We start from the raw sequence: 24,071 nt of genomic DNA, 5'->3' as shown, positions 1-24,071 counted from the left end.
GCATCCGATCGGCCACAAAAGAGCGCTGTAGCTATCTTTTTGCCCCATACGCGGCACCGATTCGTCGAGAAAGCAACATGTCTGCCAATGTCTTATCCGACGTACAGCCGTCGTTCATCGCTTCCTGCTCAAATCCGTAATGCAAACCATTATCATATGCGTTTGTGTTTGTCGGGCCTGAGTGGAAGTCGTCGAATCATGAAACAGCGTGTGTCGGTTGGATATCGCGTGGCAATCGGCTCGCGGGTGATTGCCGCCGTTGTTGGTGGTTATGCGGTGGCGGCACTTTGTACTGGCTGCCTGTCGCTGGCACTGGTGCGGTGGACGAATGTCACCCGGTCGGAAGCCGTGATGACGGCCACGTTGATGTCGTTCCTCTGGTTTGCGTTGGCCGTCATCTGGGTGTTCGTGGCCAGTACCGCCTGGCGCGCCTGGGTCGGGTTGTGTGTGCCTGGCGTGTTGATGGCCGCCGGGTGGTTGATCTTGCGCGGTGCGTGATGGCTGAACTGAAGAAGGGGCAGGGGTTGAGGCAGTCGATGGCCTGGCTGCATACGTGGTCGGGGCTGTTGGTGTGCTGGGTCCTGTTCCTGGTGTTCTGCGGCGGCACGGCAAGCTACGTCAAGGACGAGATCTCGCTATGGATGAAGCCGGAGCTGCACGCGTCGTCGGATGGAGACGTATCCGCCGCTGATGTCGCGCAGCGTGCCTACGCATACCTGCAACGCGAGGCGCCTGGCGCCGAGCGCTGGTTCATCAATCTGCCGGACGCCCGGCGTCCCGCGATCTCCGTATTCTGGTTGCGCAAGCCCGGCCCGGCTGATGCCGGCAAGGGCAATCGCGCGCGCCTCGAATCACGCACGCTCGATGCCCGCACGGGTATGCCGATTCCCGGCGCGCGCGATACGCGTGGTGGCGAATTCCTCTATCGGCTGCATTTCGACTTGCACTACATGCCCGCGGTGCAGGCACGCTGGATCGTGGGCATCTGCGCGATGTTCATGCTCGTGGCAATCATCAGCGGCGTAATCACGCATCGGCGCATCTTCACGGATTTCTTCACGTTCCGTCCGCGCAAGGGGCCGCGCTCCTGGCTCGATGCGCACAACGCCCTGGCGGTACTGGCGCTGCCATTCCACCTGATGATCACCTATACGGGCCTGGTGACGCTCCTGTTCATGTACATGCCGTGGGGCATCCAGGCTGTCTACAAGGGCGACGAGAAGGCATTCACCGCCGAACTCGCGGCACGCGCGCCGCGCGTCAAAGCGGCGAACGAAGCAGCGGCACTGGCGCCGATCGCGCCGATGGTGGAGCAGGCCATGGCGCGCTGGCATGGCACGCCGCCGCAGCGGATAGCGGTGGAGCAGCCCAACAATGCCAATGCCACCGTCTCCCTGACGCGTGCGGAGAGCCGCGATATCGGCACCACGCTGCCGGTCATGGTGTTTTCGGGCACCACTGGTGCCGTTCAGTCCGCGCTTGGCGAAAGCGTGGCCGCGGCCAGCGCCACACGCAGCACGATGGTCGGCTTGCACGTGGCGCATTTCGCGCCGCCATTACTGCGTGCGCTGTTCTTTGTCTCCGGGCTGGCCGGCGCGCTGATGGTGGCCACTGGCGCGTTGCTATGGGCGGTCAAGACGCGCCAGAGCCATGCAAAGCATATCGCCGCCACCGGGCGCGTGCCGTTCGGGCTGCGGCTCGTCGAGGCCCTCAATCTCGGTGTCATCGCGGGTTTGCCGATTGCCTTCACTGCCTACTTCTGGGCGAATCGGCTGCTTCCGGCCGACATGTCCCAGCGTTCCGGCATGGAGGTCCAGGCCTTCTTCGGCGCCTGGGCGGTGGCGGCGCTGCTGGCGCAATGGAAACCCACGCGGGAGATGTGGCGCGTGCTGCTGTGGACCGGAGCGGGGTTGTTTGCGGGACTCCCTGTGCTCAACGCCTTCACCACTACCTCGCACCTCGGGGTGACGCTGCGCCACGGCCCGATTGCCGTCGCCGGCTTCGATCTGACCGTGCTTGCCATCGGCATTGGTATCGGTGCCGCCGCATGGATGCTTGGCAAACGGCGCCCCGGAAAACGCGCAGTCCCTGCCGCCAGGCACGGCGCGGCGGAGGTGTCGCCATGAGCGTCGAGCCAGCCGCGAGCGTCGTCGGCCTTGCCTTTGCCGTGGGCGGCTTTACGTGGCTAGCCCAGGCCATCGAGCGCCATCACGCCGACATGTTCGGGCGTGGCAGCGCGCCGTCCCCCGCACGTGTCGCGCGGCTGCGCGTGCTCGGCACGCTGGCGCTACTGGCGGCGCTGGCTGCATGTGTGCTCGCCGAGGGCTGGGCTTTCGGCGTCATCTACTGGACTGGCCTTCTGACAATCGGTGCGCTGACTGCGATCAGCGCATTCACCTGGGCGCCTCGTGCCACGCCACGTCTTGCACACGTGGCGATCGGCATTGGCGTTACCACTGCCCTCGCATTGATCTGCTCTCAGTAGCGAACGGGTGGGAAAAAACATTCGCGGACACGGGTTATGCCTTGCCCTCATGGCTTCTGGATCGGGCCGTGGCGCAAGGGGGTTATTTCCTTTTGGAGTCTTATCTTGTCTCTTGCTGTAGAGCGTAGTGTTCAACCGCGTGCCTTGCGGCCATCCCCGATTTACCTGCGCCATCTGGTCGTGGCGCTGGCGGCAGCCGGCGTATTGCCGTCCGTGGCGCTGGCACAGGCAGATGCGCAGCCATCCCAATCGTCGGGCGCGCCGCAAGCCGCGGCGACGTTGCCCGCCGTGACCGTGCACGGCGACGCAACTCCCGATCAGTTGCCGCCGTCCTATGCGGGCGGGCAGGTCGCACGCGGTGGCCGGCTTGGCGTGCTTGGCAATCAGGACTTCATGGATGTGCCGTTCAGCATGACGACGTACACGTCGCAGGCCATCCAGAATCAGCAGGCACGCAGTATTGCCGGCGTGCTGGCTGACGATCCGTTCATCCGCACCAGCTATGGCTTCGGCAATTTCTCCGAGACGTACATGGTGCGCGGTTTCCAGCTGACAGGCGACGACCTGGGCTGGAACGGCCTGTTCGGCATCGCGCCGCGTCAGCTCGTGGCTGCGGAGGCGGTCGATCGGGTGGAAACCTTCCGCGGTGCCAGCGCGTTCCTCAACGGTGTATCGCCAACCGGTACCGGCATTGGCGGGGGCATCAACCTCGTCCCGAAGTACGCCACGGTGGCACCGATTACGCAGGCAACGATCGACTACACCAGTGATGCCCAAGTGGGTGGCGCAGTCGATGTCGGCCGCCGCTTTGGCAGCGCCAAGGAGTTTGGGGCGCGGATCAACGCGATGGCGCGTGGAGGTGATACGCCGGTCGATTCCGAGAACCGCCAGCAGCGCTTGCTGACGCTCGGACTCGATTACCAGGGCGAGGCGTTTCGCGTCAATGCCGATTTTGGCTATCAGAAGCAGACGGTGAATCAGGGAAGAAGCACGATCCAGCTGGCTTCGGGAACGACGGCCCTGCCGCCCGTGCCGTCGGCGAGTTCGAACTTCGCGCAACCCTGGACGAACTCGATGCTCGAGGATACGTGGGGGACGATTCGCGCCGAGTACGACTTTGCTAAGGACTGGACGGCGTATGCGGCCTTCGGCATGCACCACAGCAACGAGATCGGCAACTACGGCGGCGCCACCGTCGGCAACGACGGTTTCGGCACCTCGCAGCGGCTCAGCGTGCCGTTCAAGCAGGACACAACCACCGGAGAGGTTGGGATTCGGGGTCGCTTCGTGACGGGTCCCGTCAAGCACAGCGTAAATCTGGGGTGGTCGGGATTGGAGCAGGAAAAACGGTCGGCCTACGAGATGTCCCGCACGTACGCGACCAACCTTTACGATGCCCCTGTCGTTGCGCGTCCAGCCACGGCATATTCGGGCAGCAGCATGACCGATCCGCAGGTGACTGGCCGTACGAACCTGAACGGCGTGTCGGTGGCTGACACGATGTCGTTCCTGGACGACCGCGTGCTGCTTACCGCAGGCGTCCGGCATCAAGTGATCAACACGCGCGGCTACGCCTACGGCACCAATGTGGTCACCCCTTATGGCGACTCGGCAACGTCGCCGATGTTCGGCATCGTGATCAAGCCGCTCCAGAACCTGTCGGTGTACTACAACCATATCGAGGGACTGGCCGCCGGGCCGACGCCGCCGTCGAGCGCCACGAACCGGAACGACGTATTCCCGCCGATCAAGTCGAAGCAGGATGAGGCCGGCGTCAAATACGATGCAGGCAAGTACGGCACAACGCTTGCGTTCTTCCAGATCAAGCAACCCAACGGCATTACGCAAGGGAACATATTCTCGGTGGCTGGCGAGCAGCGCAACCGTGGCGTCGAGTGGAGCGTGTTTGGCGAGCCGGTGCGCGGACTCCGTCTGCTGGGCGGCATCGGCTATATCGATACGAAGATGTCGAACACCGGCAATGCCGCGACCGAGGGCAAGGAGGCGATCGGCGTGCCGAACTACACGCTGACGGCGAGTGCCGAATACGACCTGCCCTTCGTGCCGGGGCTGACCGTCTCGGGTCGATACATCCAGACCGGCAGCCAGCAAGCCAATGCGACCAACACGATCAGCCTGCCGTCCTGGAACCGTTTCGATCTGGGCGCGCGATACACGTTCAAGGCCGCGCAGATGCGCTACACGATGCGCGCGTCGGTGGAGAATCTTGCTGACAAGGATTACTGGGCCTCGTCGTATGGCGGCTATCTGGTGGTTGGCCAACCTCGCACGTTCAAGCTGTCCATGACCGTGGACTACTAAGCGTGCCTCGTCATGCCGGGCGGCGATGTGCCACCCGGCATGACAACGGCCGGGGCATCTACCCGACGATCCACTCGCGGGCTTCGCGGGACTGGCTCATCGTGAACGTGCGGATCTTCCCGGGCACCAGGAACCGGAACACATTGATCGAGTGCCGGACCCAGTCATGGTCGGTGACCAGCGCAACGGATTCCCATTTCAGGTAGTGCGACACGCCGAGCTTGAAATCGTCCCACAGGGCGCCGGGCTCCATGCTCGTTATCGTGAAGTCGGGCCCCAGCTCGTAGTAGAGGCGCACCTTCTCGCGGCCGGTCAGCACGGCATCGATGGCGGGAATCAGCACCTTCTCGTAGTCATCCCGCGTCAGCTTGCCGTTGCCGTGCACTGCGACGACGTTGGCGGGAAAGCCGTCCAGAATTTCCATCATGGTTGTTCTCCTTGCGGAACGGCGCGCCGTGGCACGCGCTCCCGATCGTTACCGGACCGGCCGGTGAGCACGACACACCACCGGACCGTCCGGTTTCACCGTATATCGGGCTAGCCCCCGGGGCAAGCATTCCTTTCGATTCGTCCCGGTAGGATCAAGGTTGACCGCCGATGAACACGCGCTCGGGGTGCGGATGGCTCAGGAAGTCGTGGTGCGAGATATGCCAGCCGTACGCGCCCGCCATCGTGAACGCGATGCGATCCCCGACCCGCAGCCGTTCCACCGGCACCTCGCGCGCCAGCACATCCTTTGGTGTACAGAGTTCGCCACACAGCGTCACCGGCAGCCGCTCAACCACGGGCCTCGGAAACGGATAGTCCCATTGGTCATTCGGCAGCACCTGGAACGGATGGCTGTGCTGCCATGACACGGGCAGCCGGAAGTGGTGCGTGCCACCCCGCAGCACGGCGAACCATTTGTCGTGGTTCCGCTTCAGGTCGATGACTTCGGCGACATAGCAGCCACAGCCCGCGCTGATGAACCGGCCGCACTCGAAGACGATGCGCGTGGTCGGCGCAGTCTCCCGCAGCAGGGCGGCCAGCCCATGGCAGAAGCGGTCCCAGTCGAAGTGGCGCTCCGGGTTCTGATAGTCGATACCAATGCCACCACCGACGTTCAGCCATTCGAGCGTCAGGCCGTGCAAGTCGCGCAGGCGCTTGGCCAGCGCGATATGGCGGCCGATCAGGGCCAAATGGGTGTCGGCATCGAGACTGTTGGACCCGGCGTGCACATGCAGGCCAACCACGCGCACATTGGGCATCGTGCGGGATAGCGCCAGCACATCGGGTAGCAGGGCCTCGTCGATGCCGAACTGCGTGGCACTGCCGCCCATCTGGAGCGTGGCGCCGGGCAGACCGTAGGCGGGGTTCGCGCGAAGCAGCACATCGGCGCAGCGGCCTTGCCGTCTTGCTACGGCATCCAGTCGACTTAGCTGCAGCGCGCTTTCCACGTGAATCAGGCCGACGCCAAGACGCAGCGCGCCTTCGAGCTCGGCATCGGTCTTGCCCGGGCCGCCGAACGCAATGGGTACCTCGGCATTGACGCTGCGCACGCGCTCGATCTCGCCGAACGAGGCCACTTCGAAACCATCGGCTACACCCAGCAGGGTCCGAAGGACAGGCGCGTCGCTGTTGGCCTTCACGGCGTAATACAGTGCGCATTGCTCCGGCAGCGCCGCCCGCAAGCGTGTCGTGCGCAGGCGCAGATCGTCGAGATCGTAGAGATAGGCGCAGACCGGCTCGCGAGTATCCCGCTCGGCGATGTAGCGGGTAACGTGTGTCAGATCCATGGTTGTTCCTGTTCGAGGCAGCTTATGTCCTCATGCTGCTAGACGATGCACGCCTGCCGGTGGGCGGCCATCGCACGGCGGGCGATGCCGCGATCGTCGCCAAGCACCATCATCCGCGTGCCCCGTGCACGCCATGCGGCGGCGTCATCGGGTGTGCGGGGCAGGGCGCAGAAGTGTTTGTCATGACGCTGCGCGGCGGCGGCGATCGTTTCCACGGCGTCGCGCACGTGCGGATGGCGGGTTTGCCACGGCACGCCCAGCGACTGGGAGAGATCGGCCGCACCTTCGAGCAGCACGTCGACGCCCCGTTGCGCCGCGATGTCATCGGCGTTGCGCAAGCCCGCGGCGTCTTCGATCATTGCCACCACGAGCGTGTGCCGTGCGGCGTCCTCGGTGGCTTCGCGCAGATCGTCCCGGCCGTAGCCGCTGTGCCAGGTGGCATTGAGACCGCGCTTGCCTGTCGGGATGCCGCAGGTGTGATGGCAGCATGCCACCGCTTCGTTTGCCTGCGCCGCACTGGTGATGCGCGGGAAGACGATCCCTTGCGCGCCAGCGTCCAGCGCCGGTGCCACCTGATGCAACGCTGCCACGCGCACCAGCGGAGCGATGCCACTGGCACGCGCCGCCAGCAGCATCGCGCCAAGCAATGCGCCATCGATTAGCGTGTGCTCCAGATCGATCACTGCGAAGTCGTAGCCAGCGGCGGCGATCAGTTCCACTGTGAGCGGCGTCGGCGTCGAGCAGAACAGGCCGACGATCGGTTCTCTGCCTGGCGTGAGCAAGCGCTCCTTCAACGATTGCACGATGCCTCCGTCGGTGCGTGGTCCGTTGTAAGGCTGGTTGCGCGCGTCGATGCGAGCGCGCTCGCGAGCGGGTTCGGCGCGTCGCGTGTGCGCAGGCGGACTTCTGGCAGAAAGCGGCGGCTTGCCAGTAGCTCGATGGCCATGGTCGGCGCAAAGCAGTCGAAGCGCGCGAACTGTTCGGCCAGATCCGGATGATCGGCCTGGTAGTCGCGGATCACGCCGGCGACGATGCGCCAGAACGCGGGTTCTTCCAGATAGCCGTGGTCGGCCAGCATCGCGCCGAACTCGGCCAGATTGACGAAGAACAGGGCGTCGCAGGTGAAGTCGCGCAGTTCGTCGGCATCGTCGGTCTCGATGAATGAGTTCGGATTGACCAGCGCGTGTTCGGGCGGCGGTACTGTCAGCGCGGGCGGCTCCGTCGACAGCCATTGGCGCGAAAAACGCACGCCGTCGTGGAAGTCCTTGAGCGCGACGCGCTCGGGCAGGCCATCCACGTGGATCAGCAGCATGTTCTGCGCGTGGGATTCCAGGGCGATTCCATGAACCCACAGCAGGTGCAGCACCGGCAGCCATGCGCGTTCGATCAGCCGGCGCACCCATATGGCGGCACCATACCGATCGAGCCAAGGCGCAAGCAGGGGCTCGCCATCGCTGTCGAGGTGGGCCAGGGCGGTCATCGGTAGCGCGCGCTCGTCTGGGGTGAGATGGCCGTGGATGCTCTCGCGCCAGATGCACGACAACGCGCCGTACTGTCCCTGAGCGGGTGCCGCCGGCATGTAGCTGACGCCCGCCACCTCGCGCAACAGGATCGGCGCGGCAATCGGGGGTGTCCACGTCGTGCTTGCCACCAGGCAGGCCAGCCAGTCGCTCAGCGGCGCGGCGTTGCAGACGGTATGCGGCGCCAGCACGCGCGACGTCGACGTGTTCACCATGTTCATGGCCAGTTTCAGCGATGGCGCTCCGGGGTGATCCAGACTGGCCAGCGTACGAATCGATTGCTGGGGCAGGTAGCGCTCGGGCAGTGTGCCGATGGCGATCAGATCGCCTTGCGCGAAGGCGGCGTGGAACGTCGGCGCGGCAACCTCCTCCCATTGCCACGGGTGGATTGGTAGTGGCAGGTAGTCCGCCGGGTCCACGCCGTATCGGGCCAGCGCTGTGTCAAAGCGCTGACGCGCGGCATCACTCAGCAGGGCGCCAGCGTTCTGCCCGGGCACGGTGGCGCTGGCCGACGCGCGGCAACGATCCCGTCGCACGGCCAGCAGCACGGGATGTACCGCCGAGGCACATTCCGGGCCGAAACGTGCGTTGTCGATCATCGTGAAACCAAGACGCGACTTGTAGGACGGGTGGTAGGGATGCGCGCCAGTCAGGCGTGCCTCGACGGTGTCGTAGTCGGCGTCGCGCAGCAACTGGCCGCTGGCACCGTTTGCATGGTGCGAGTGCGCATCCTTGATTTGCGTGGATAGCAGTTCCATCGCGAACTGCTGAATGCGCTGGGGATCGGCGTCGAACTGGCCGGCGAGTTCGTGCAGCAGGCGCGATACATCGTCCGCCGCCGTCTCGTCGCCACCGTGCGCGCGTATCACGTTGCCCAGGCGGATGCGGCCGAACGCATCGATGCGCCTGACCGCGCAGCGGTACCGCACCGGTTGGCCATCGGCTGCAACGGCTGGGAGCGTGACGGACTCGGTGGTCCAGTGGACGTCGCGAAACACGTCCTCGAACAGCAGCGCCTCCATGAGTTGGCGGATTACGCGTTGCGTGGCACAGCGATAGTGATCGCTCTGGATCAGGGCTTGATAATCGTCGATCTGCATGGCGGTTACGCGTGCGGGTGATGAAGTGGGTTGGCGATGGCTACCCAGGCCGGCGTTTCGCCATGCCGTCCGAAGCAGCTCAGCAGATTGGCCTTGGCGGGCAGCGTGGGCATGGCTGCGAGCTGTGCCAGTACCGTTCGGGCAGTGGGGCCGTCGTCATGCAGGGCGCGGGCAGTCTGTTGCCACAGCGTTTCCTCGCTGCAATGGCCGGTACGGGCGATGCACGCGATGCAATGGCCGATGTGGTTCACCATCACGTAATAGGCAAAGCGGTGCAACGCCGCGGCGTCGTCGTAGAGCGCCGGGCTGCCGTCGAGGTCGCCCGCCCAGGGATACCGGTCCCGGCTGATGCTGACGCCCTCCATGTCACGCACATAGCCGTGCGCGGGCCAGCCTTCGTGGAAGGCAACCATGCTGTTCTGCAGATGCGCTTCGAGGCTGATGCCATAGTCGCCGAACAGGCGCGTCAGCGGCAGCAGGGTGACTTCCAGATAGCGCGCCCACCAGCGGCTGACGTCTTTCACGGCTGGTGATGCGCCTAGCGCCTGGCGCAAGTGGGCCGCAAGCAGACTCGTGCCGTGTGGTGGGTCTTCGAGCACGGTCGCCAGCACCTGGGCGGTATCGCCATGTCGCTCGGGCAGGCCCTGACGATAGATCACCGCGGTACTGGCACGGAGTCCGGGGTCATCGATGTCCAGCACCGCGCCACCAAGCTCGGTCAGTACCGTGAAGCGATCGTTGACCCGGACCGATGCCGGTACTCGCGCGATGGCGCGACTCGCATCGAGCGCACGCAGCACGTGCTCGGGAGGATTGTTGCGGACGAAATTGGTGATCCGCACATCGATCGCGAGCTTCAGGAACAGGCGCTGGCGTGGCAGCCATACGGTACGTACCGAGGACGTTGGCCAGGCGAGTTCACCCCGTTGTCCGAGCGACAGCAGCGCGCCACGCGCGATCAGCGCGCGGATGGCGGGTTGCTGCAGCAAGTGTCGAGCTTGCCAGGGGTGGCAGGGCAGCAGCCGATACTCGCCGTCGCGCAGCAAGGGCGCAGCGAACGTCATGACCTCCGGGTCGATCGGCAACGGTCCGTTATTGGAGCTGTGGGATGCGAAGTGTTCGTTGGCGACCGCCAGGTAGTGCAGCGGAAACGCGGTGCCGAACTCGGGCGCGTATCGGCGCAGGTCATCGTGCGTGAATCCTTCGGATGCCTTCGATGTTCCATGGAAGACATGGCCGAAGCGCAACCGCTGCTCGGCGGCGATGAAGGTCGACGGCGCGGAAGGTGCGGGCGCATCGGCGTGATAGAGCCGGGCCTTCTGCGCACCGTTGCGCATCAGCGCGGCAAAACGCACGGGCCATTCGTCCGTGGCGGCAGCAGGGAAGCTGGCGGCCAGCGCATCGACGATGGCGTCGACGAGGGGCTCCGCCTGGACCAGTGGCGTGGGCTGGCCATCCTCGGGGTCGAGCATTGCGGCGTGTGCGACCCGGTGGTATCCGATCGGCGATACGTAGTCGAGCGCGGCCGCGAGCCATCGGTGGTTGCCATCGGCGTGGGGTAGTGCGATCACGGCAGTACGGAGGCCTGACGCCTGCCATATCGACAATGTTGGGTCGAGCGCGGCGGGAACAGAATGATCGGCTGGCAGGTGAGCGTGGCCGCAGGGATCGTGGATGCCGCTTTCGCGGCAGTAGGTGTTGAAAAACTGCTCGATCAGGCGCCGCTCCACCGGTTCGACCGAAGGGGTTGTCGCGGAGAAAACACGTTTGGCGTGCAGCACGGAGACTGCAGGTTCGACTGAGAGTATTGACACGGTGTCACCTCGCATCATGGACAGGGGCGAATGAAGGAGAACGGCCTGGCAGGACCAGCAGGGCAGATACGACGAACATGGCGGCCGTCACCCAGAGCGCGGCGTTCGGGCCACCGAGCGGCAGACTGATCATCACGGCCAGCGGTCCGACGAGTTGGCCGGCCGTCATTGCGCTACGCGCCACGCCCGTCGCGGTGCCGTGCAGCGCTGCGGGAAGCACCCGATGGCAATGTGCGAGCACGGACAGCGCCAGTGCGGCAAACAGCGCGCCGTGAATCACGCGGAGCAGCGCGATCTGCCAGAGCGCGGTGGCCAGCGGCAGCAGTGCAATGGCCGCCGCGCATCCGGACGCGGCAAGGAGAAAATGCCGCCCGGACGCCACGCGATCATTGCGCGCGCCCCACCAGGGGCTGGCGAGCATCGCCGCTAGCCAGCCGAGCGCGTGGAGCGTGCCCGCTTTGCTGGCTAGCAGCGCATCGTGCGGCGCGCGCTGCTGCAGATAGAGCACGAACACGTTGACGAGCGCGAATGCACCCGCCTGCGACAGACAGGCGGCGGCCAGCCAGCGGCGCAGCATCAGCACATCGCGGATGGGCTTGCGCTTGCCGGTGGAAAGTGCTGGCGCGGTGTGAGTCGGCATGTCGCGCAACAGGGTCGACAGCGCCAACGTCAGCAGGGCATTGAGCGCTGCCACCGCAAACAGCATCGGGCGTGGTGACCAGACATCCTGCAGCACGCCGCCGAGCACCGGGCCCAGCAATGCGCCGGCCGCCACCGCCGACTCCTGAAGGCCAAACGCCCGGTTGCGCGAGGCGGGTGCGCTTACGTGTCCGATGCATGCGGTCAGCATCACGCCGATGGCGCTGGCGCCTTGCAGCACCCGGCCGACGATGAATCCGGTGACATGCTGCGAAGTGGCCAGGATCAGCACGCTGACCGTGAAGACGACCAGTGACACCAGCAAGACCGGGCGATGACCGACGCGATCGCACCAGATACCGGTGAACGGCGCCACCGCGAGCGCCCCGACCGCAGGCGCGGCCAGCGCGACGCTGCTCCAGTCGGTGCCATGGGCGCCCGGCATGGCGTGCAGGTAGAGCGGCAGAATCGGCACGAGCGTCATTAATCCCGTGGTGACCACCACCTGTGTGGCCAGCAGTACCGTCAGCGTTTGGGGGCGATTGGGACGCATGACTATGGCTCTGGCTGGCGCAGCGGATTCGGCAGGCGGCCCATCGCGCTGGGCATTCCCGTGCCGATCGTTTCCCGGGCGAGCAATGGCGCGAGCACTTGCTTGAACGGCCACGTGTCGGCTTCCAGCAGGGCATTCCGGACGATGGCCGCAACGTGAGGTCTGGCGATGACGCCTTCGCGTAGCAGTGCGTCGATCCGTTCACGCACGATGCGCCAGCCGGTGTTCTCGTCTGCCTCGTACGCGTCGGCAATGGCCACCGCCATTGCGAACAGGTTCACGCAAATGCCTAGCGTCTGCAGGTAAGCAAGCAAGGCATCGGGCGCGTCCAGGATCAGCGTGTTGGGCGTGGAGCGATCAATGGCATAGTCGGGTGCCGGCACACCAGCGTCGGCCATCAACGCCGGGCAGATGCGCAACGTGTCGTGATCGCGCAGCACGAGACCGTGCAGGCCAGGACCGCTTTCCGTCGGGGCGATCACCAGCAGCACGTTCTGGCCATGCAACTCGGGCATGACGCCGTGCGCGAAGCAACGCAGGCCAGCTTCCAGCAACAGGTGGGAGATGCGCCGGAACCAGTCCCATGCCTGTTGAGAATCGCTGGCACCCAGCGCACGCAACGCGGGGAGTTCGCCGCCGCTGGTGACAGCGGCGCAGGCTGCCATCGGCATCAGCCAGCTACCGGGTGGCAGTTGCTCTGGCGCGGGATAGCGGCGCAACAGGCAAGCCAGTTCGCCGGGCTCGCGCGTCAGGACGTCGTGCTGACGCAAGGACCACCAGTCCTGCTCGTCGCACAGGAACAGGTACTGGTCCAGCCACGCATCACGTGCCTGTAGCCGGGCGAGGCATGTCTGTGCCTGCACGCCGTTGTGGAGATACCGGGGTGGCAGTGTTCGCGTTGCGCCCAGGGCTTGCACGCTGAGCGAAAGCTTTACGTGCAGCGGATATGGCTCCGATGAGTCCGGGACGGCCATCGAACGAAGCGAAGCCGTGGGCCACGCATCGCCGTGGCTGCCCAGATCAATCCACGACATGCCGGACAGATGATGCCGCTGCCACGGATGCATCGGGAACCAGAGGTGCGAGGCATCGGTCCGGGCAGTCTCCGCCCAAGTGTGCAGCCGCTCGAAGGCGTGAGGGTTCAACAAGGCTTTGGCGATGGGTTGTCCGGTCTCCGGCACGCGTGCGCTGCCGCGCACCTGATTGCGCGGTAGGGCCACCCATCGCAACTGCAGCGGTTGGCCCGTTTCGGTGTGATAACCGGGCGTGTCGGGGCGCGCCTTGTTCCCCCAACCCTTGGCGCGTGCGAGGGGGTGGAAGGGCCGGTCACGGAGGCAAGTCAGTGCTTCCCAATGCATCAGCACATCGGGGGCGGCGCGCGCTTTCTCCACGATGGCGTCCTCGTGGTCGAATGTGTGGGCGGATTGGGCGCGAGCCAGTTCGAACAGCGCGCGCAAACGCTCGCTGCAGTGCGGCCACCAGTCGGCGCCCTGTAGTGCCGCCAATGCGTCCGTACCATCGACCGTGGTCTCGGCGCCATCGCGCCGCAGCGTCAACGTGGCATCCTGCACGGCCAACGGGCGAATGCCGAGCAGGCGTCGCCCGCATGCATGAAGCTCTCCCGCCCGACCAAGGGCGATGACGAGCGACGCGCCTTCGCCTGCGTCGTGATCCACGATACGCGCGTGGTTGCGGAATCCGTGGAGGTCCTCCAGCCACAGCGCGTCGATCAGGTCCTGCACCAGCAGGCGTTCATGGAAGCCGCCACTCATAGCAGCGGCAGGCGCGTGCCGGCGTTTCGTTCCAGCGCCAGGTGGTAGAAGTGGCGCGCGCAGACCATGTCGTCGAGCGCCATGCCCATCGGATTGAGCAGGATGATCTCGTCGTCGCGCTCGCGGCCGGGCTTCCTGCCGATCACGATCTCGCCCAGTTCCGCGTGCAACTGCTCGCGGCTGAAGCGGCCTTCGAGCACGAGCTGGTTGATGATCTTCTTTTCGCGGTTGGATTGGTCCCAGTCGTCGACGATTACCTTGTCGACCTTCTCGTAGACATCCTTGTGCACGTCCATGATCGATACGTTGCAGACGAAGGCGCCGGTCTTGAGCCAGGCGTGTTCGAGGTACGGCGTAGCGGTGACCGTGCAGGTCACCACCACGTCGGCGGCGCGTACGGCCAGTTCGGCGCTGCCGCACAGTTCCCAGCCCACGGCGGGAAAGCGGCTGCCGAGCATCGACCGCATCACGTGCATGGCGTCGCGCGAGAGATCGAACAGGTGCACGGCGCGGATTTGCGGGAATTGCTCGAGGAGCGTCTGCATCTGCATCTGGGCGATCGGGCCGCAGCCGATGCAGGCGACATCGGTGAAGCCGCTACGCGCCAGATGCCGCGTGGCCACCGCCGTGATGGCGGCGGTGCGCATGCCGCTGATCAGGCCGCCTTCCATGATCGCCACGGGGTAGTTGGTGGTGGCGTCGTTGAGCACGATCACCGCGCTGGCGCGCTCCAGACCGAATCGCGCGGGGTTGTGCTGGCGGCTGCCGATCCATTTGATGCCGGCGATCGGGTCGTCGCCGCCGATGTAGCAGGGCATCGCGATGATGCGGTCGGCGATATGGTCGGCGCCGGACCAGCGCAGATAGGGCTTGAGCGGCTGCACATGCTCGCCGCGCGCGTGGATGGCGAGGCCTTCGGCAATGGCTTGTACGAAGGCGTCGGAGTGGTCCGCGCCCAGCGCGATCAGGTCGTCGCGGCTCAGGTAGCGTATTTCGGGCTTGGTCTGGGAGGGGGCCGATGCAGAGGGAGAGGCGGTGGATGAGAGCGTGGGCGAGTTGGTCATGCGGACACTCCGGCGGGGATCAATGAGGCAACGGTGGGAAGGGCGGCGAGGTTCGGCACGGCGCGACGCGCGGCGATGCGTGCGAGCCAGGCGTCGTCATAAACGGTGTCCAGATAGCGTTCGCCGCGATCTGGGAACAGGGTGAGAATGCGCAGCGGTCGATGGCTGACCGGCGTGGCATGCAGGACCTGCTCGATGGCAGCGACGACCGCGCCGGAAGATCCCCCCGCGAAGATGCCTTCGCGCGCCAGCAGGCGCCGGCACGCCGTGGCGGCGGTGTAGTCGTCGATATGGATCACTTCGTCGATCTCGTCCCGGCACAGCAATTCCGGCACGCGGCTGGCGCCAATGCCCGGCAGTTCGCGCGCTTGCGAGGGCTGGCCGAACAGCACGGAACCGACTGCGTCGACGCCTACCACGCGCATCGACGGCCACGCCTTGCGCAGCCGTCGCGCAATACCATGCACGGTGCCGGACGTGCTGACGCCCAGCACCAGCACATCGGCCGGCTGGGCAAGCTGCGCCAATATCTCGGCGGCCTCGCCGTAGTAGTGGCTTTCCCAGTTGAGCGGATTGGCGTACTGGTTGATCCAGATCGCATCGCGCTGTTCGCGCAGCATCTGACGCACCCGCTCGATACGCGTTTCCAGGTATCCGCCCTGGCTGTCCTTCGCGGTCACCTGCTCGATGCCCGCGCCGTAGCAACGCAGGATCTTCAGGTTGGTGGGCGAGATCTTGGGATCAACCACCGCCGTGAAGCGCAGCCCCTTGAGGCCGCAGATCATCGCCAGGGCGATGGCGAGGTTGCCCGACGAGCTTTCGATGATATGAGAGTGCGGCCCGATCGTCCCTTCGGCCAGGCCTTTCTCCACGATGTAGCGCGCGGGCCGGTCCTTGACGCTGCCGGCCGGATTGAGCAGTTCCAGCTTGGCGAAGACCTCCGCGTCCGCGCGGCCGAAGAGGCGGCGTAGCTGGACCAGTGGCGTGTTGCCGATACTCTCGATGATGCTGTTGCAGACCATGGTGCAAATCTCCTTGCTGATAGGGCGCTGTAGTACATGGCAATGAGAATCGTTACTAATTTCGGCCGTGACAAGGCCCGAAAAGCCTTGTCACGCCGTTACCAGCGGTGCTGGTAGGTGGCGGTAAGCGTGATGCCGGCCGCCGGGAGATGGCTTGTGTTGTTGCTGTTGCGCAGAAGCTGGCTGTAGAGCGGGTAGTAGTAGCGGTTCAACAGGTTCTGGATGCCAACAGTGACCGTGTCCTTCTTCGTGACCTGGTAGCTGCTGATCAGATCGAGCGTGGTGTAGCTGCTCACGTCGCGGCGGCCGAAGCTCGTCACGCCGTTCAGTCGGTAGTCGTACCCGGCGAAGAATGTGGCTTGAAGCCGGTTGTTCCATCGCGGCACGGGGCGGAATTGCACGTAGCCGGTCAGCTTGAGCGGCGGGATGCGGTATCCGGTCATCTGTTGGCTATCGCGGCCTTGCGGGGTTTCGCGGCCCTGCATCCAGGTGAAGGTGCCACCCGCGCCCCAGCGTTCGTCGGTGGACAGATAGTCGGCCGATGCTTCCACGCCATAGATCTTTTCCGCGGTGCGCGTCAGGATCAGGCCGTTGTTGAAGCTCTGCACGTCGCCGAGGTCCGACGTGGTGTAGAAGATCGCCAGCGAGCCGAGCGTGTTGCCGAACGCGCCACGCCAGCCCAGTTCGTAGTTGTTGGTCTTGACCGGCTGCAGGTCGGACGAGCCGATATCGAAACCCGCGCGCGCATTGCGCACCTGCAGGCCGATATCGGGCAGGTTGAAACCCTGACTGAACGCGGCATAGAACTCGTGGTCCTTCACCGGCTTGTAGGCCACGCCGATATTGCCGAGCACGGCGCTGTAGTCGACCGCGCCGCCGCTGACGGTGGCGGGATTGGTCACCCGCGATTGCGAAAGCGGCACGAAGTCGCTGAAGCTCGCCCGCGCGTACTGGTAGCGCAGGCCGCCCTCGGTCGACCACTGCTCGTTGAACTTGTGCTGCAACTGGGCAAAGCCGCCGATGCTGCGCGTGGTGATCGGCGGCATGTAGGTCAGCGTGCCGATCTTGTTGAAGATCCGGCCGCCGCTGGCGTCATACGCCTTCGGGTCGAAGATGTCGATGGGCATGTCGCTGGTCTCCTGCTCGAAGTCCATGCCCCAGATCACGCGGGTGCGCTTGTCCGCGCCGAGCGGCGTCTTGATGGTCAGGCGGCTGCCGAAGACCTCGGAATCCTGCATTGCCTGGTCGACGTTGGCGCCGCGCACGGGCACGGCGCGGGCGTCGAACGGCGTGAAGCGGCTGTAGTAGTTCCGGTAGTAGAACTGCGCCGACAACTGGCTGCCGAGCAGGTCGCGGTGTTCGTATTCGAGATTGACGAGCGTGTTGCGGATCTGGTTCTGGTCGGCAAGTTGCAGCCCATCGAGCGCGCGTGCGGGCACGCTGCCCGGCGGCAGTTTGGCCACGCTCGGATCCGATGCCCAGCGCGTGTCCTGCTTGGCGTCAAAATGGCTGAAGGCTAGCTGGATGCGCTGGTCGGGCGCGAAGCGCAGGCCGAGCTTGCCGCCGACGTTGTAGTTGTTCGAGTCGAACAGATCGCCCTGGCTCGGCTCTGGCGCAATGCGCTGGCCCTTTGCGTCATACGAATTGCCGATATGGCGCGCGCCAAGGTCGAACGCATAGTCGAGCATCCCGCTGCTGCCCGAGAAGTGCTGCTGCACGTTGGCGCTCAGGCCGTCCGCGCGCAGTCGGGAGAGCGGGGTGGACATCGTCACCGTGGTATCGGCCTTGGGCTCGCCGCCAGCCGGCCGGGTGGTGATCGAGACGATACCGCCCGTGGCGCCGCCGCCGTAGATTGCGCTACTGCCTCGCAGCACCTCCACGCGTTCCACCAGCGCCGGATCGATATTGGCCAGGTTGCGTGCGGAGTCGCGATTGGTGTTCAGCGGAATGCCGTCGAGCAGCACCAGCATGCCGCGCCCGCGCAGTGTCTGGCCGAAGTCTGTCACCGTGTGGCTGGAGTCGGCCATGCCGGGGATCACCTTGGACAGCACCGTGGCCAGGCTGTCCGAGCCCGTTTTCAGTTCCTCGAGTTCGGTGCGTTCCAGCACCGTCGATTGACGCGTCGGGCGGACCAGATCGCTCGATGTCCGCGACGCGGTGACCTCCACCGCGGCCAGCACGGTGGTGGGCTGGGCCGTGGCGTGGAGCGTGTCGGATGCCACCGCCGGTGCTGCGGCCGGTGCCGCGGAAACCGGCCGCAGCACGAAGCCCTGGTTGCCGCTGCGCTGGTACTGGATGCCGCTGCCCTTGAGCAGCGAGTCCAGCGCGGCTTCTGGACGCATCGTGCCGTTCACGGCCGGCGCCCGTTTGCCCGCCACCAGTTCGGGCGGGAAGTACAGTTGCAGCGATGTCTGGCGGCCGAGTTGCAGCAGGGCATCGGCCAGCGGCTGTGCCTCGATGTAGATTGGCACGTCACCGCGCGGCGTCTGGGCAGCGGCGGGTGCCACGGCCATGCTCATCAGGACGGCGGCCGCAAGCGCGGCCATGGACCCACGCCGTCCCAAATCTCGGGCGGCGGCGCCGGCCCGGTTCCCCGTAGTCGAATTTGAATGTGTCACGTCAGGTTTTCTTGGATTACTTCAGAACACGACAGCCGCGGCTTTGCTGGCTATCGGTAGGAAGACGAAATCCGGAAGAAAAACCTGAATGCCTAGTGCGAAAAAATTTCGGTGCTGCCGTCTGGCAGGTTACGCACGCCCACCGGCAGCATCTGCGGCAACGCGGCCAGCAGGCCCGACGTGTCGTCGGCACTGAACACGCTGCTGACGCGCAGGCTGCCCGTCGCGGCATCTGCCACACGCACCGGCTGCTGCCGATAACGGGAGACTTCGGCCGCCACGGCCGAAAGCGGCGCGTCGTTGAAGACGAGCTTGCCTTCGCGCCAGGCCAGGACGCCAGGCACGTCGATCGAGGCCGCGCCGGTCACGGTACCGTCGCTGGCGATGCGCGCGCCGAGCCCTGCGGACAGGCGCGTGTCGGGTGTCCGGCTGGCGTTGCCTTTCATGCCGTCTTTCGCGCTGCCTCTGACGTTTACCGAGCCGGATTCGACCGATACGTCCACGCCCGATGTGTCACGCCGGACGTCGAAACGGGTGCCGGTCACGGTAACGGTGCCCATGCCCGCATCAACCACGAACGGGCGCGCGGCGTCGTGCGACACCTCGAACATCGCCTCACCTTCGCGCAAGGTCACGCGACGGGTGCCGGCGCTGTAGTGAATTTCCAGGCGCGAGCGGGTATTGAGTTCGATGCGCGATCCGTCGTCGAGCGTCAGCGTCCTGCGTTCGCCCGGTGCGGTCTGGTATTCACCGTTGGTGGCAACCGCCGCGTCATGCTGCCAGCCGATCCAGCCAATGCCGATGGCCAGTGCCGCGCACAGCCCGAGCAGGGCGGGGCGCCAGCCGGGCGATGCCCGGCGCGAGGGTGGGGGCGATAGCGGAGGCGATAGTGGGGGTGTCGGGCAGGTGCTTTCATCCACGGCCAGCCTGCGCAGCCTGTCCGGATCGATGGCTGCCGCGGCTTGCCAGACGCGTTCGAGCGCCGCGTATTCGGCGCGATGGTCGGCGCTGGCCGCCAGCCAGGCGGCAAATGCCTGTTGCTCGGCCGGGCTGAGCGCCGGGGCCTGATTGCGCGAGAACCAGCGCGCCGCGGCTTCGCGGACGTCGACGGATTGGCTCATCGGATTCTCGACCGGGGCGCAAGACCGCTGCATGGGCTGCTTGGGGGGGAGCAGACGCCGCCAGACGGATAGGGGGCAGGCATCGACAAGATCGTTCTATTGAGGTGAGAGTTGGCCCAGTTGGTCGCGCAGGTGTCGCATCGCGCGAATCATGTATTTCTCGACCATGTTCTTCGAGATATTCAGCCGCTCGGCGATTTCCTGCTGGGAGCACCCATCCAGTCGTTGCCAGATAAAGACCTGGCGGCACTTCAAGGGCAGTTCGGCCAGCGCGCGCTCCAGCCCCGCGACCACCTGCACGGCATGCAGGTCTGCCTCGGGATTCCCGGAGGGTGCGTGAATCGACTCGATGCTGTCAAGCGGCAGGTGCTCGTGCCCGTCTCGTTTGCGGAAGGTGTCGATCGCGATATTACGGGCGGTCTGGTGCAGATAGGCGCGCGGCTGCTCGGGCGTCACCCGGGCCTCCAGCACGCGCAGCATGGCTTCTTGCGACAGGTCCTCGGCCTCGTGCCGATTGCTGAGCCTGCGCGTCCAGGTACCGACCAGCTCCTGGTAGTGCACGTACAGACCGAGGGCACGCAGGCGCGTCGAGGCCATGGATGGAGTGTCAGCTAAGAGTAAGCGTTTTGATGCAAATGCGACCTATTATCATTTGTAGGTGATGAAGGCGTCAACCGCGACATGCAATGTGTGGCTGCACGTCGCGGGTGTGGCGGCTGTGGCTTGTGCGGCGCTTTCAGGCGCCGGGTTCAGAGGCCGGCGCCTTGTCGGGTTCGGTGGTGGCGCGCACTTTCGACCAGCGGGCGATCCAGGCATAGAGCAGCGGGATGACCAGCGTGCCGAGGATCGTCGCGCCGAGCATGCCGCCCAGCACGCCCGTGCCCACTGCGCGTTGGGCGCCGGCGCCGGGGCCGGTGCTGATCGCCAGTGGCACCACGCCCAGAATGAACGCGAGCGAGGTCATCACCACCGGGCGCAGCCGCTGGCGTGCCGCCTGGGTGGCGGCCTGCACGCGCTCCAGTCCATCGCGCCGCAGTTGCTCGGCGTACTCGACCACGAGAATCGCGTTCTTGGCCGCGAGCCCCATGATCACGATCACGCCGACCTTGAAGTAGACATCGTTGGGCAGCCCCCGCAGCCAGACGGCCGACGCGGCGCCGACCAGGCCGGCCGGCACGATCGCCAGCACCGCCAGCGGCAGCGTCCAGCTTTCGTACAACGCCACCAGGCACAGGAAGATGAACAGCATCGACAGCGCGAACAGCCACGGCGCCTGCGTGCCGCTTTGCTGCTGCTCGAACGCGCGGCCGCTCCAGCGCACCTCGTAGTCGGGGCCGAGTTCGCGCACCAGCGATTCGAGCCGCGTCATCGCGGTTCCGGTACTGGTGCCCGGCGCCACGTCGGCATTGATGCGTACCGAGATCAAGCCGTTGTAGCGTTCGAGCGTGGCCTCGCCGTTGCCCCATTCCAGCGTGGCGAACGCGCCGAGCGACACCATCTGGCCCTGCGCGTTGCGCACGTGCAGGCGTGCCAGATCCTCCGGCTGCATTCGGAACGGCGCATCCGCCTGCAGGATCACGCGCCGCACGCGACCGTCGCGGGCCAGTTCGTCGATGTAGCGGGAGCCGAGCGTGGCCGCCAGCGCGTGGTGGATCGCCTCGGTATCGACGCCGAAGCTCTCGGCCTTGCGGTAGTCGATCGCCAGGTCGAGCGCGGGCACGGGCTGGCCCGCCGTGGCGCGGACTTCGGCGAACACCGGGTCGGCCTTGGCACGTTCGATCAGTTTGTCGCGCGCGGCATAGAGGCTCGGACGTCCGCCTTCCAGTCGCGTGACGAGCCGCATGTCCAGCCCGCTGGTGCTGCCCAGTTCCGGCAGCGCCGTGCCGTTGTACGGGTAGAGCTGGGCATCGCCGCGTCCGGGCCATTCCTCGAGGCCCTTGGTCAGCCGTGCCAGCACGACGTCCGCCGCGTTCTCGCGCCCACGCAGCTTCCAGTCGTCGAGCGACAGAAACACGCTGGCGCGTTGCTCGCCAGAGCCGCCGCTGTTCCAGCCGAACAGCGCGAACGACGTCTTGACCGGAAAGCGCTGCTGTTTCATCCACTGTTCCAGTTGCGCGATGGTCTCCCGAGTCTGCGCCTGGGTGCTGCCCGGCGGCAGTTCCACGTCGATCACGAGTTCACCAGTGTCCTCCTCGGGCAGAAAGCCGCTAGGCAGTTGCCAGAGCCCGATCGCGCAGACCGCGGCCATGGCCAGATAGACCGCCAGCCACCGCAGGCGGCGTTGCTGAAGCCGCTGCACCCAACCGGCATAGCGCGTGGTGAACGCGGCGAAGCGATGCTCGAACCACGCTAGTGGACCGCGCGCGGGCTGGGCGCCGTGGCGCAGCAGCGAGGCGCACATCGCGGGCGCCAGCGACAGCGCGAAGAACAGCGAGAACGCGATCGAGATGGCCAGCGTCATGGCGAAGTGGCGATAGATCACCCCCACGGCGCTGCCCAGGAAAGCCATCGGCACGAACACGGCGCAGAGCACCAGCGTCACCGCCAGCAGCGCGCCCGAGACCTCGCGCATCGAACGCGACGCGGCGGTAAAGGCATCGACGCCTTCCTCGCGCATGATCCGCTCGACGTTCTCGACCACAACGATCGCATCGTCCACCAGGATGCCGATGGCCAGCACCACGCCGAACAGCGTGATCACGTTCAGCGACAGCCCGAACGCGTAGAGACATGCCACCGTGCCGAGCAGCGAAACCGGCACGACGATGCACGGGATCAGCGTGGCCCGCAGGTTGCCGAGGAACAGGTACAGGATCAGGAACACCAGCACCGTGGCCTCGGCCAGCGTCATCAGCACGCGCGAAATCGAGCTTTGCACGAAGTGCGCGGTGTCGTACGAGATGTCATACGCCACGCCAGCCGGAAAGGCCTTGGCGGCCTCGTCGAGCGCGTCCCGGACCGTGCGCGAAGTGGCCAGTACGTTGGCGCCGTCCGCGAGCTTCAGGCCCATCGAGGCGGCCTCGCGGCCATTGAGCGTGGAGCTGTAGCGATAGTCGGCGGCGGCCATCTCCACGCGCGCCACGTCGCGCAGCAAGACAGCGGAGCCATCGGCGGCCGAGCGCAGCACGATGCGACCGAACGCTTCGGGGTTGGCCAGCGGCGCAGGCGGGCGCACGACCGCCTGGTAGGACTGCCCGGGCTTCGATGGCGCGCCGCCAAGCTGGCCCGGCGTGACGCTGCCATTGCGCGCGCGAATCGCGGCTTCCACGTCGGCCGTGGTCAGGCCATAGGCATTGAGCTGGTCGGGATTGAACCAGACGCGCAGCGCGTACTCGGCGCTGTATGCCTCCACCTTGCCGATGCCGGGCAGTCGCCGCAGCATGGGCAGGACCGTGCCGGCGGCATAGTCGGCCAGCGCGGTCTCGGACATCGTGCCGGTCTTCGAGATCAGCGACACGTACATGAACGGGCTGGCGCTGGCCTGATCGACATAGACCCCGCCGCGCCGCACCACCTCGGGCAGCAGCGGCTCGGCCTGGGACACGCGGTTGCGCACGTTCACCTGCGCGAGTTGCGGATCGGTGCCTTGCCGGAAGCCGATGGTGACCGTGGCCGTGCCGGCCTCGCTGCTCGAATCGATATAGAGCAGCCCAGGTATCCCATGCATCTGCTGTTCGAGCACGGCCGTGACGCGGTCTTCCACGGTGCGCGCGGTGGCGCCCGGGTAGTCGGCGTAGAGGATGACCGTCGGTGGGGCCACCGCCGGGTACTGGGCCACCGGAATGTTCTTCAGGGCAACGAGCCCTGCAATCATGGTCAGGATTGCCAGCACCCACGCGAAGGCGGGTCGGCGAAGAAAGAATTGCGCCATGTATGACGTGCGACTGCTGACGCCTGGTCATTGCTCCGCCTATGCGGCGGCGCACCGAGGTTCGGCGTGGGTTAGGTAGGTATGTAAATCGGCCGCCGGAAGAAATAGGCGGCACGCGGGCCGGCAAGGCCCGGGGGCACGGTCCGCGCGGCCCGGTGGCTCAGCCGGGTGGCGCTGCGCGCGCTTGTCGGTATGACGCTCCGGCAAAGATGGATGCGGGGGCGAGTGTGGCGGATTATATACATGGCGCATGGGCGTCGCAATCGAGCCATGACGCGCGATGGGTCATCGGGACGCGCAGGTGTTTTCCGGGTTTGCGGAATTGCACCAGCACGTCCTATCGTTACCTAGAGTGCTGGCGCAGACGCAGGACATGCAGGCTGGCACGGCACGTA

Annotated in this window: 17 protein-coding genes; 4 read left to right on the top strand and 13 right to left on the bottom strand. The window is 65.9% G+C overall.

All coding sequences use genetic code 11. From position 1 onward, the window contains the following. Positions 1-198 precede the first annotated feature (198 nt). From B2246_RS07240 to B2246_RS07225, 4 genes are all read left to right on the top strand, one after another. On the top strand, positions 199-498 hold the full coding sequence (locus tag B2246_RS07240) for a DUF3649 domain-containing protein (RefSeq protein ID WP_008650580.1): 300 nt from the start codon (positions 199-201) through the stop codon (positions 496-498). Then, positions 498-2,126 (top strand): PepSY-associated TM helix domain-containing protein, encoded by a 1,629-nt coding sequence (locus tag B2246_RS07235; protein WP_286880972.1) that lies wholly within the window; start codon positions 498-500, stop codon positions 2,124-2,126. Before B2246_RS07240 ends, B2246_RS07235 begins: the two co-directional genes overlap by 1 nt. Further along, positions 2,123-2,485: a DUF3325 domain-containing protein gene (locus tag B2246_RS07230; protein ID WP_008650577.1), complete on the top strand. Its 363-nt coding sequence runs from the start codon at positions 2,123-2,125 to the stop codon at positions 2,483-2,485. Before B2246_RS07235 ends, B2246_RS07230 begins: the two co-directional genes overlap by 4 nt. Before the next feature lie 105 nt (positions 2,486-2,590). Further along, entirely contained in the window at positions 2,591-4,807 is a 2,217-nt protein-coding gene (locus B2246_RS07225) for a TonB-dependent receptor (protein WP_286880969.1), read from the top strand. Between the two features lie 58 nt (positions 4,808-4,865). On the opposite strand, the gene B2246_RS07220 is transcribed toward B2246_RS07225, so the two are convergent. The 13 genes from B2246_RS07220 to B2246_RS07160 form a co-directional block, all read right to left on the bottom strand. Beyond that, positions 4,866-5,234: an STAS/SEC14 domain-containing protein gene (locus B2246_RS07220; RefSeq protein ID WP_286880967.1), complete on the bottom strand. Its 369-nt coding sequence runs from the start codon at positions 5,232-5,234 to the stop codon at positions 4,866-4,868. Between the two features lie 154 nt (positions 5,235-5,388). Continuing rightward, complete coding sequence (locus tag B2246_RS07215) at positions 5,389-6,582, bottom strand: type III PLP-dependent enzyme (RefSeq protein ID WP_035881837.1); 1,194 nt, start codon at positions 6,580-6,582, stop codon at positions 5,389-5,391. 38 nt (positions 6,583-6,620) lie between these two features. Beyond that, positions 6,621-7,385, bottom strand: coding sequence for an HpcH/HpaI aldolase family protein (locus tag B2246_RS07210; protein WP_411860063.1), 765 nt, complete (start codon positions 7,383-7,385; stop codon positions 6,621-6,623). Continuing rightward, on the bottom strand, positions 7,373-9,202 hold the full coding sequence (locus B2246_RS07205) for an IucA/IucC family protein (protein WP_286880962.1): 1,830 nt from the start codon (positions 9,200-9,202) through the stop codon (positions 7,373-7,375). Before B2246_RS07205 ends, B2246_RS07210 begins: the two co-directional genes overlap by 13 nt. A gap of 5 nt (positions 9,203-9,207) precedes the next feature. Beyond that, a complete protein-coding gene (locus B2246_RS07200; RefSeq protein ID WP_286880960.1) occupies positions 9,208-11,034 on the bottom strand; it encodes an IucA/IucC family protein in 1,827 nt (608 codons plus the stop codon). Further along, entirely contained in the window at positions 11,021-12,208 is a 1,188-nt protein-coding gene (locus B2246_RS07195; RefSeq protein ID WP_286880957.1) for an MFS transporter, read from the bottom strand. Before B2246_RS07195 ends, B2246_RS07200 begins: the two co-directional genes overlap by 14 nt. Before the next feature lie 2 nt (positions 12,209-12,210). Next, positions 12,211-13,980 (bottom strand): IucA/IucC family protein, encoded by a 1,770-nt coding sequence (locus tag B2246_RS07190; protein ID WP_286880954.1) that lies wholly within the window; start codon positions 13,978-13,980, stop codon positions 12,211-12,213. Then, positions 13,977-15,044 carry a 2,3-diaminopropionate biosynthesis protein SbnB gene (gene sbnB / locus B2246_RS07185; protein ID WP_286880952.1) on the bottom strand — a complete coding sequence of 356 codons (1,068 nt, stop codon included), beginning with the start codon at positions 15,042-15,044 and terminating at the stop codon, positions 13,977-13,979. Before sbnB ends, B2246_RS07190 begins: the two co-directional genes overlap by 4 nt. After that, the gene (gene sbnA / locus B2246_RS07180; protein ID WP_286880950.1) at positions 15,041-16,066 is read right to left on the bottom strand and encodes a 2,3-diaminopropionate biosynthesis protein SbnA; all 1,026 of its coding nucleotides are present in this window, start codon (positions 16,064-16,066) and stop codon (positions 15,041-15,043) included. Before sbnA ends, sbnB begins: the two co-directional genes overlap by 4 nt. Positions 16,067-16,164: 98 nt before the next feature. Further along, positions 16,165-18,612: a TonB-dependent receptor gene (locus B2246_RS07175; protein WP_286880948.1), complete on the bottom strand. Its 2,448-nt coding sequence runs from the start codon at positions 18,610-18,612 to the stop codon at positions 16,165-16,167. A 164-nt stretch (positions 18,613-18,776) separates the two neighbouring features. After that, entirely contained in the window at positions 18,777-19,805 is a 1,029-nt protein-coding gene (locus B2246_RS07170; RefSeq protein ID WP_286880946.1) for a FecR family protein, read from the bottom strand. Between the two features lie 96 nt (positions 19,806-19,901). After that, positions 19,902-20,402 (bottom strand): sigma-70 family RNA polymerase sigma factor, encoded by a 501-nt coding sequence (locus tag B2246_RS07165; protein WP_008650559.1) that lies wholly within the window; start codon positions 20,400-20,402, stop codon positions 19,902-19,904. Between the two features lie 139 nt (positions 20,403-20,541). Continuing rightward, positions 20,542-23,676: a multidrug efflux RND transporter permease subunit gene (locus B2246_RS07160; RefSeq protein WP_286880944.1), complete on the bottom strand. Its 3,135-nt coding sequence runs from the start codon at positions 23,674-23,676 to the stop codon at positions 20,542-20,544. Positions 23,677-24,071: the final 395 nt, after the last annotated feature.

The sequence above is a fragment of the Cupriavidus sp. UBA2010 genome, from assembly GCF_002335265.1.
Taxonomy (GTDB): domain Bacteria; phylum Pseudomonadota; class Gammaproteobacteria; order Burkholderiales; family Burkholderiaceae; genus Cupriavidus; species Cupriavidus metallidurans.
This window is presented reverse-complemented; position numbering and strand designations above follow the sequence as displayed.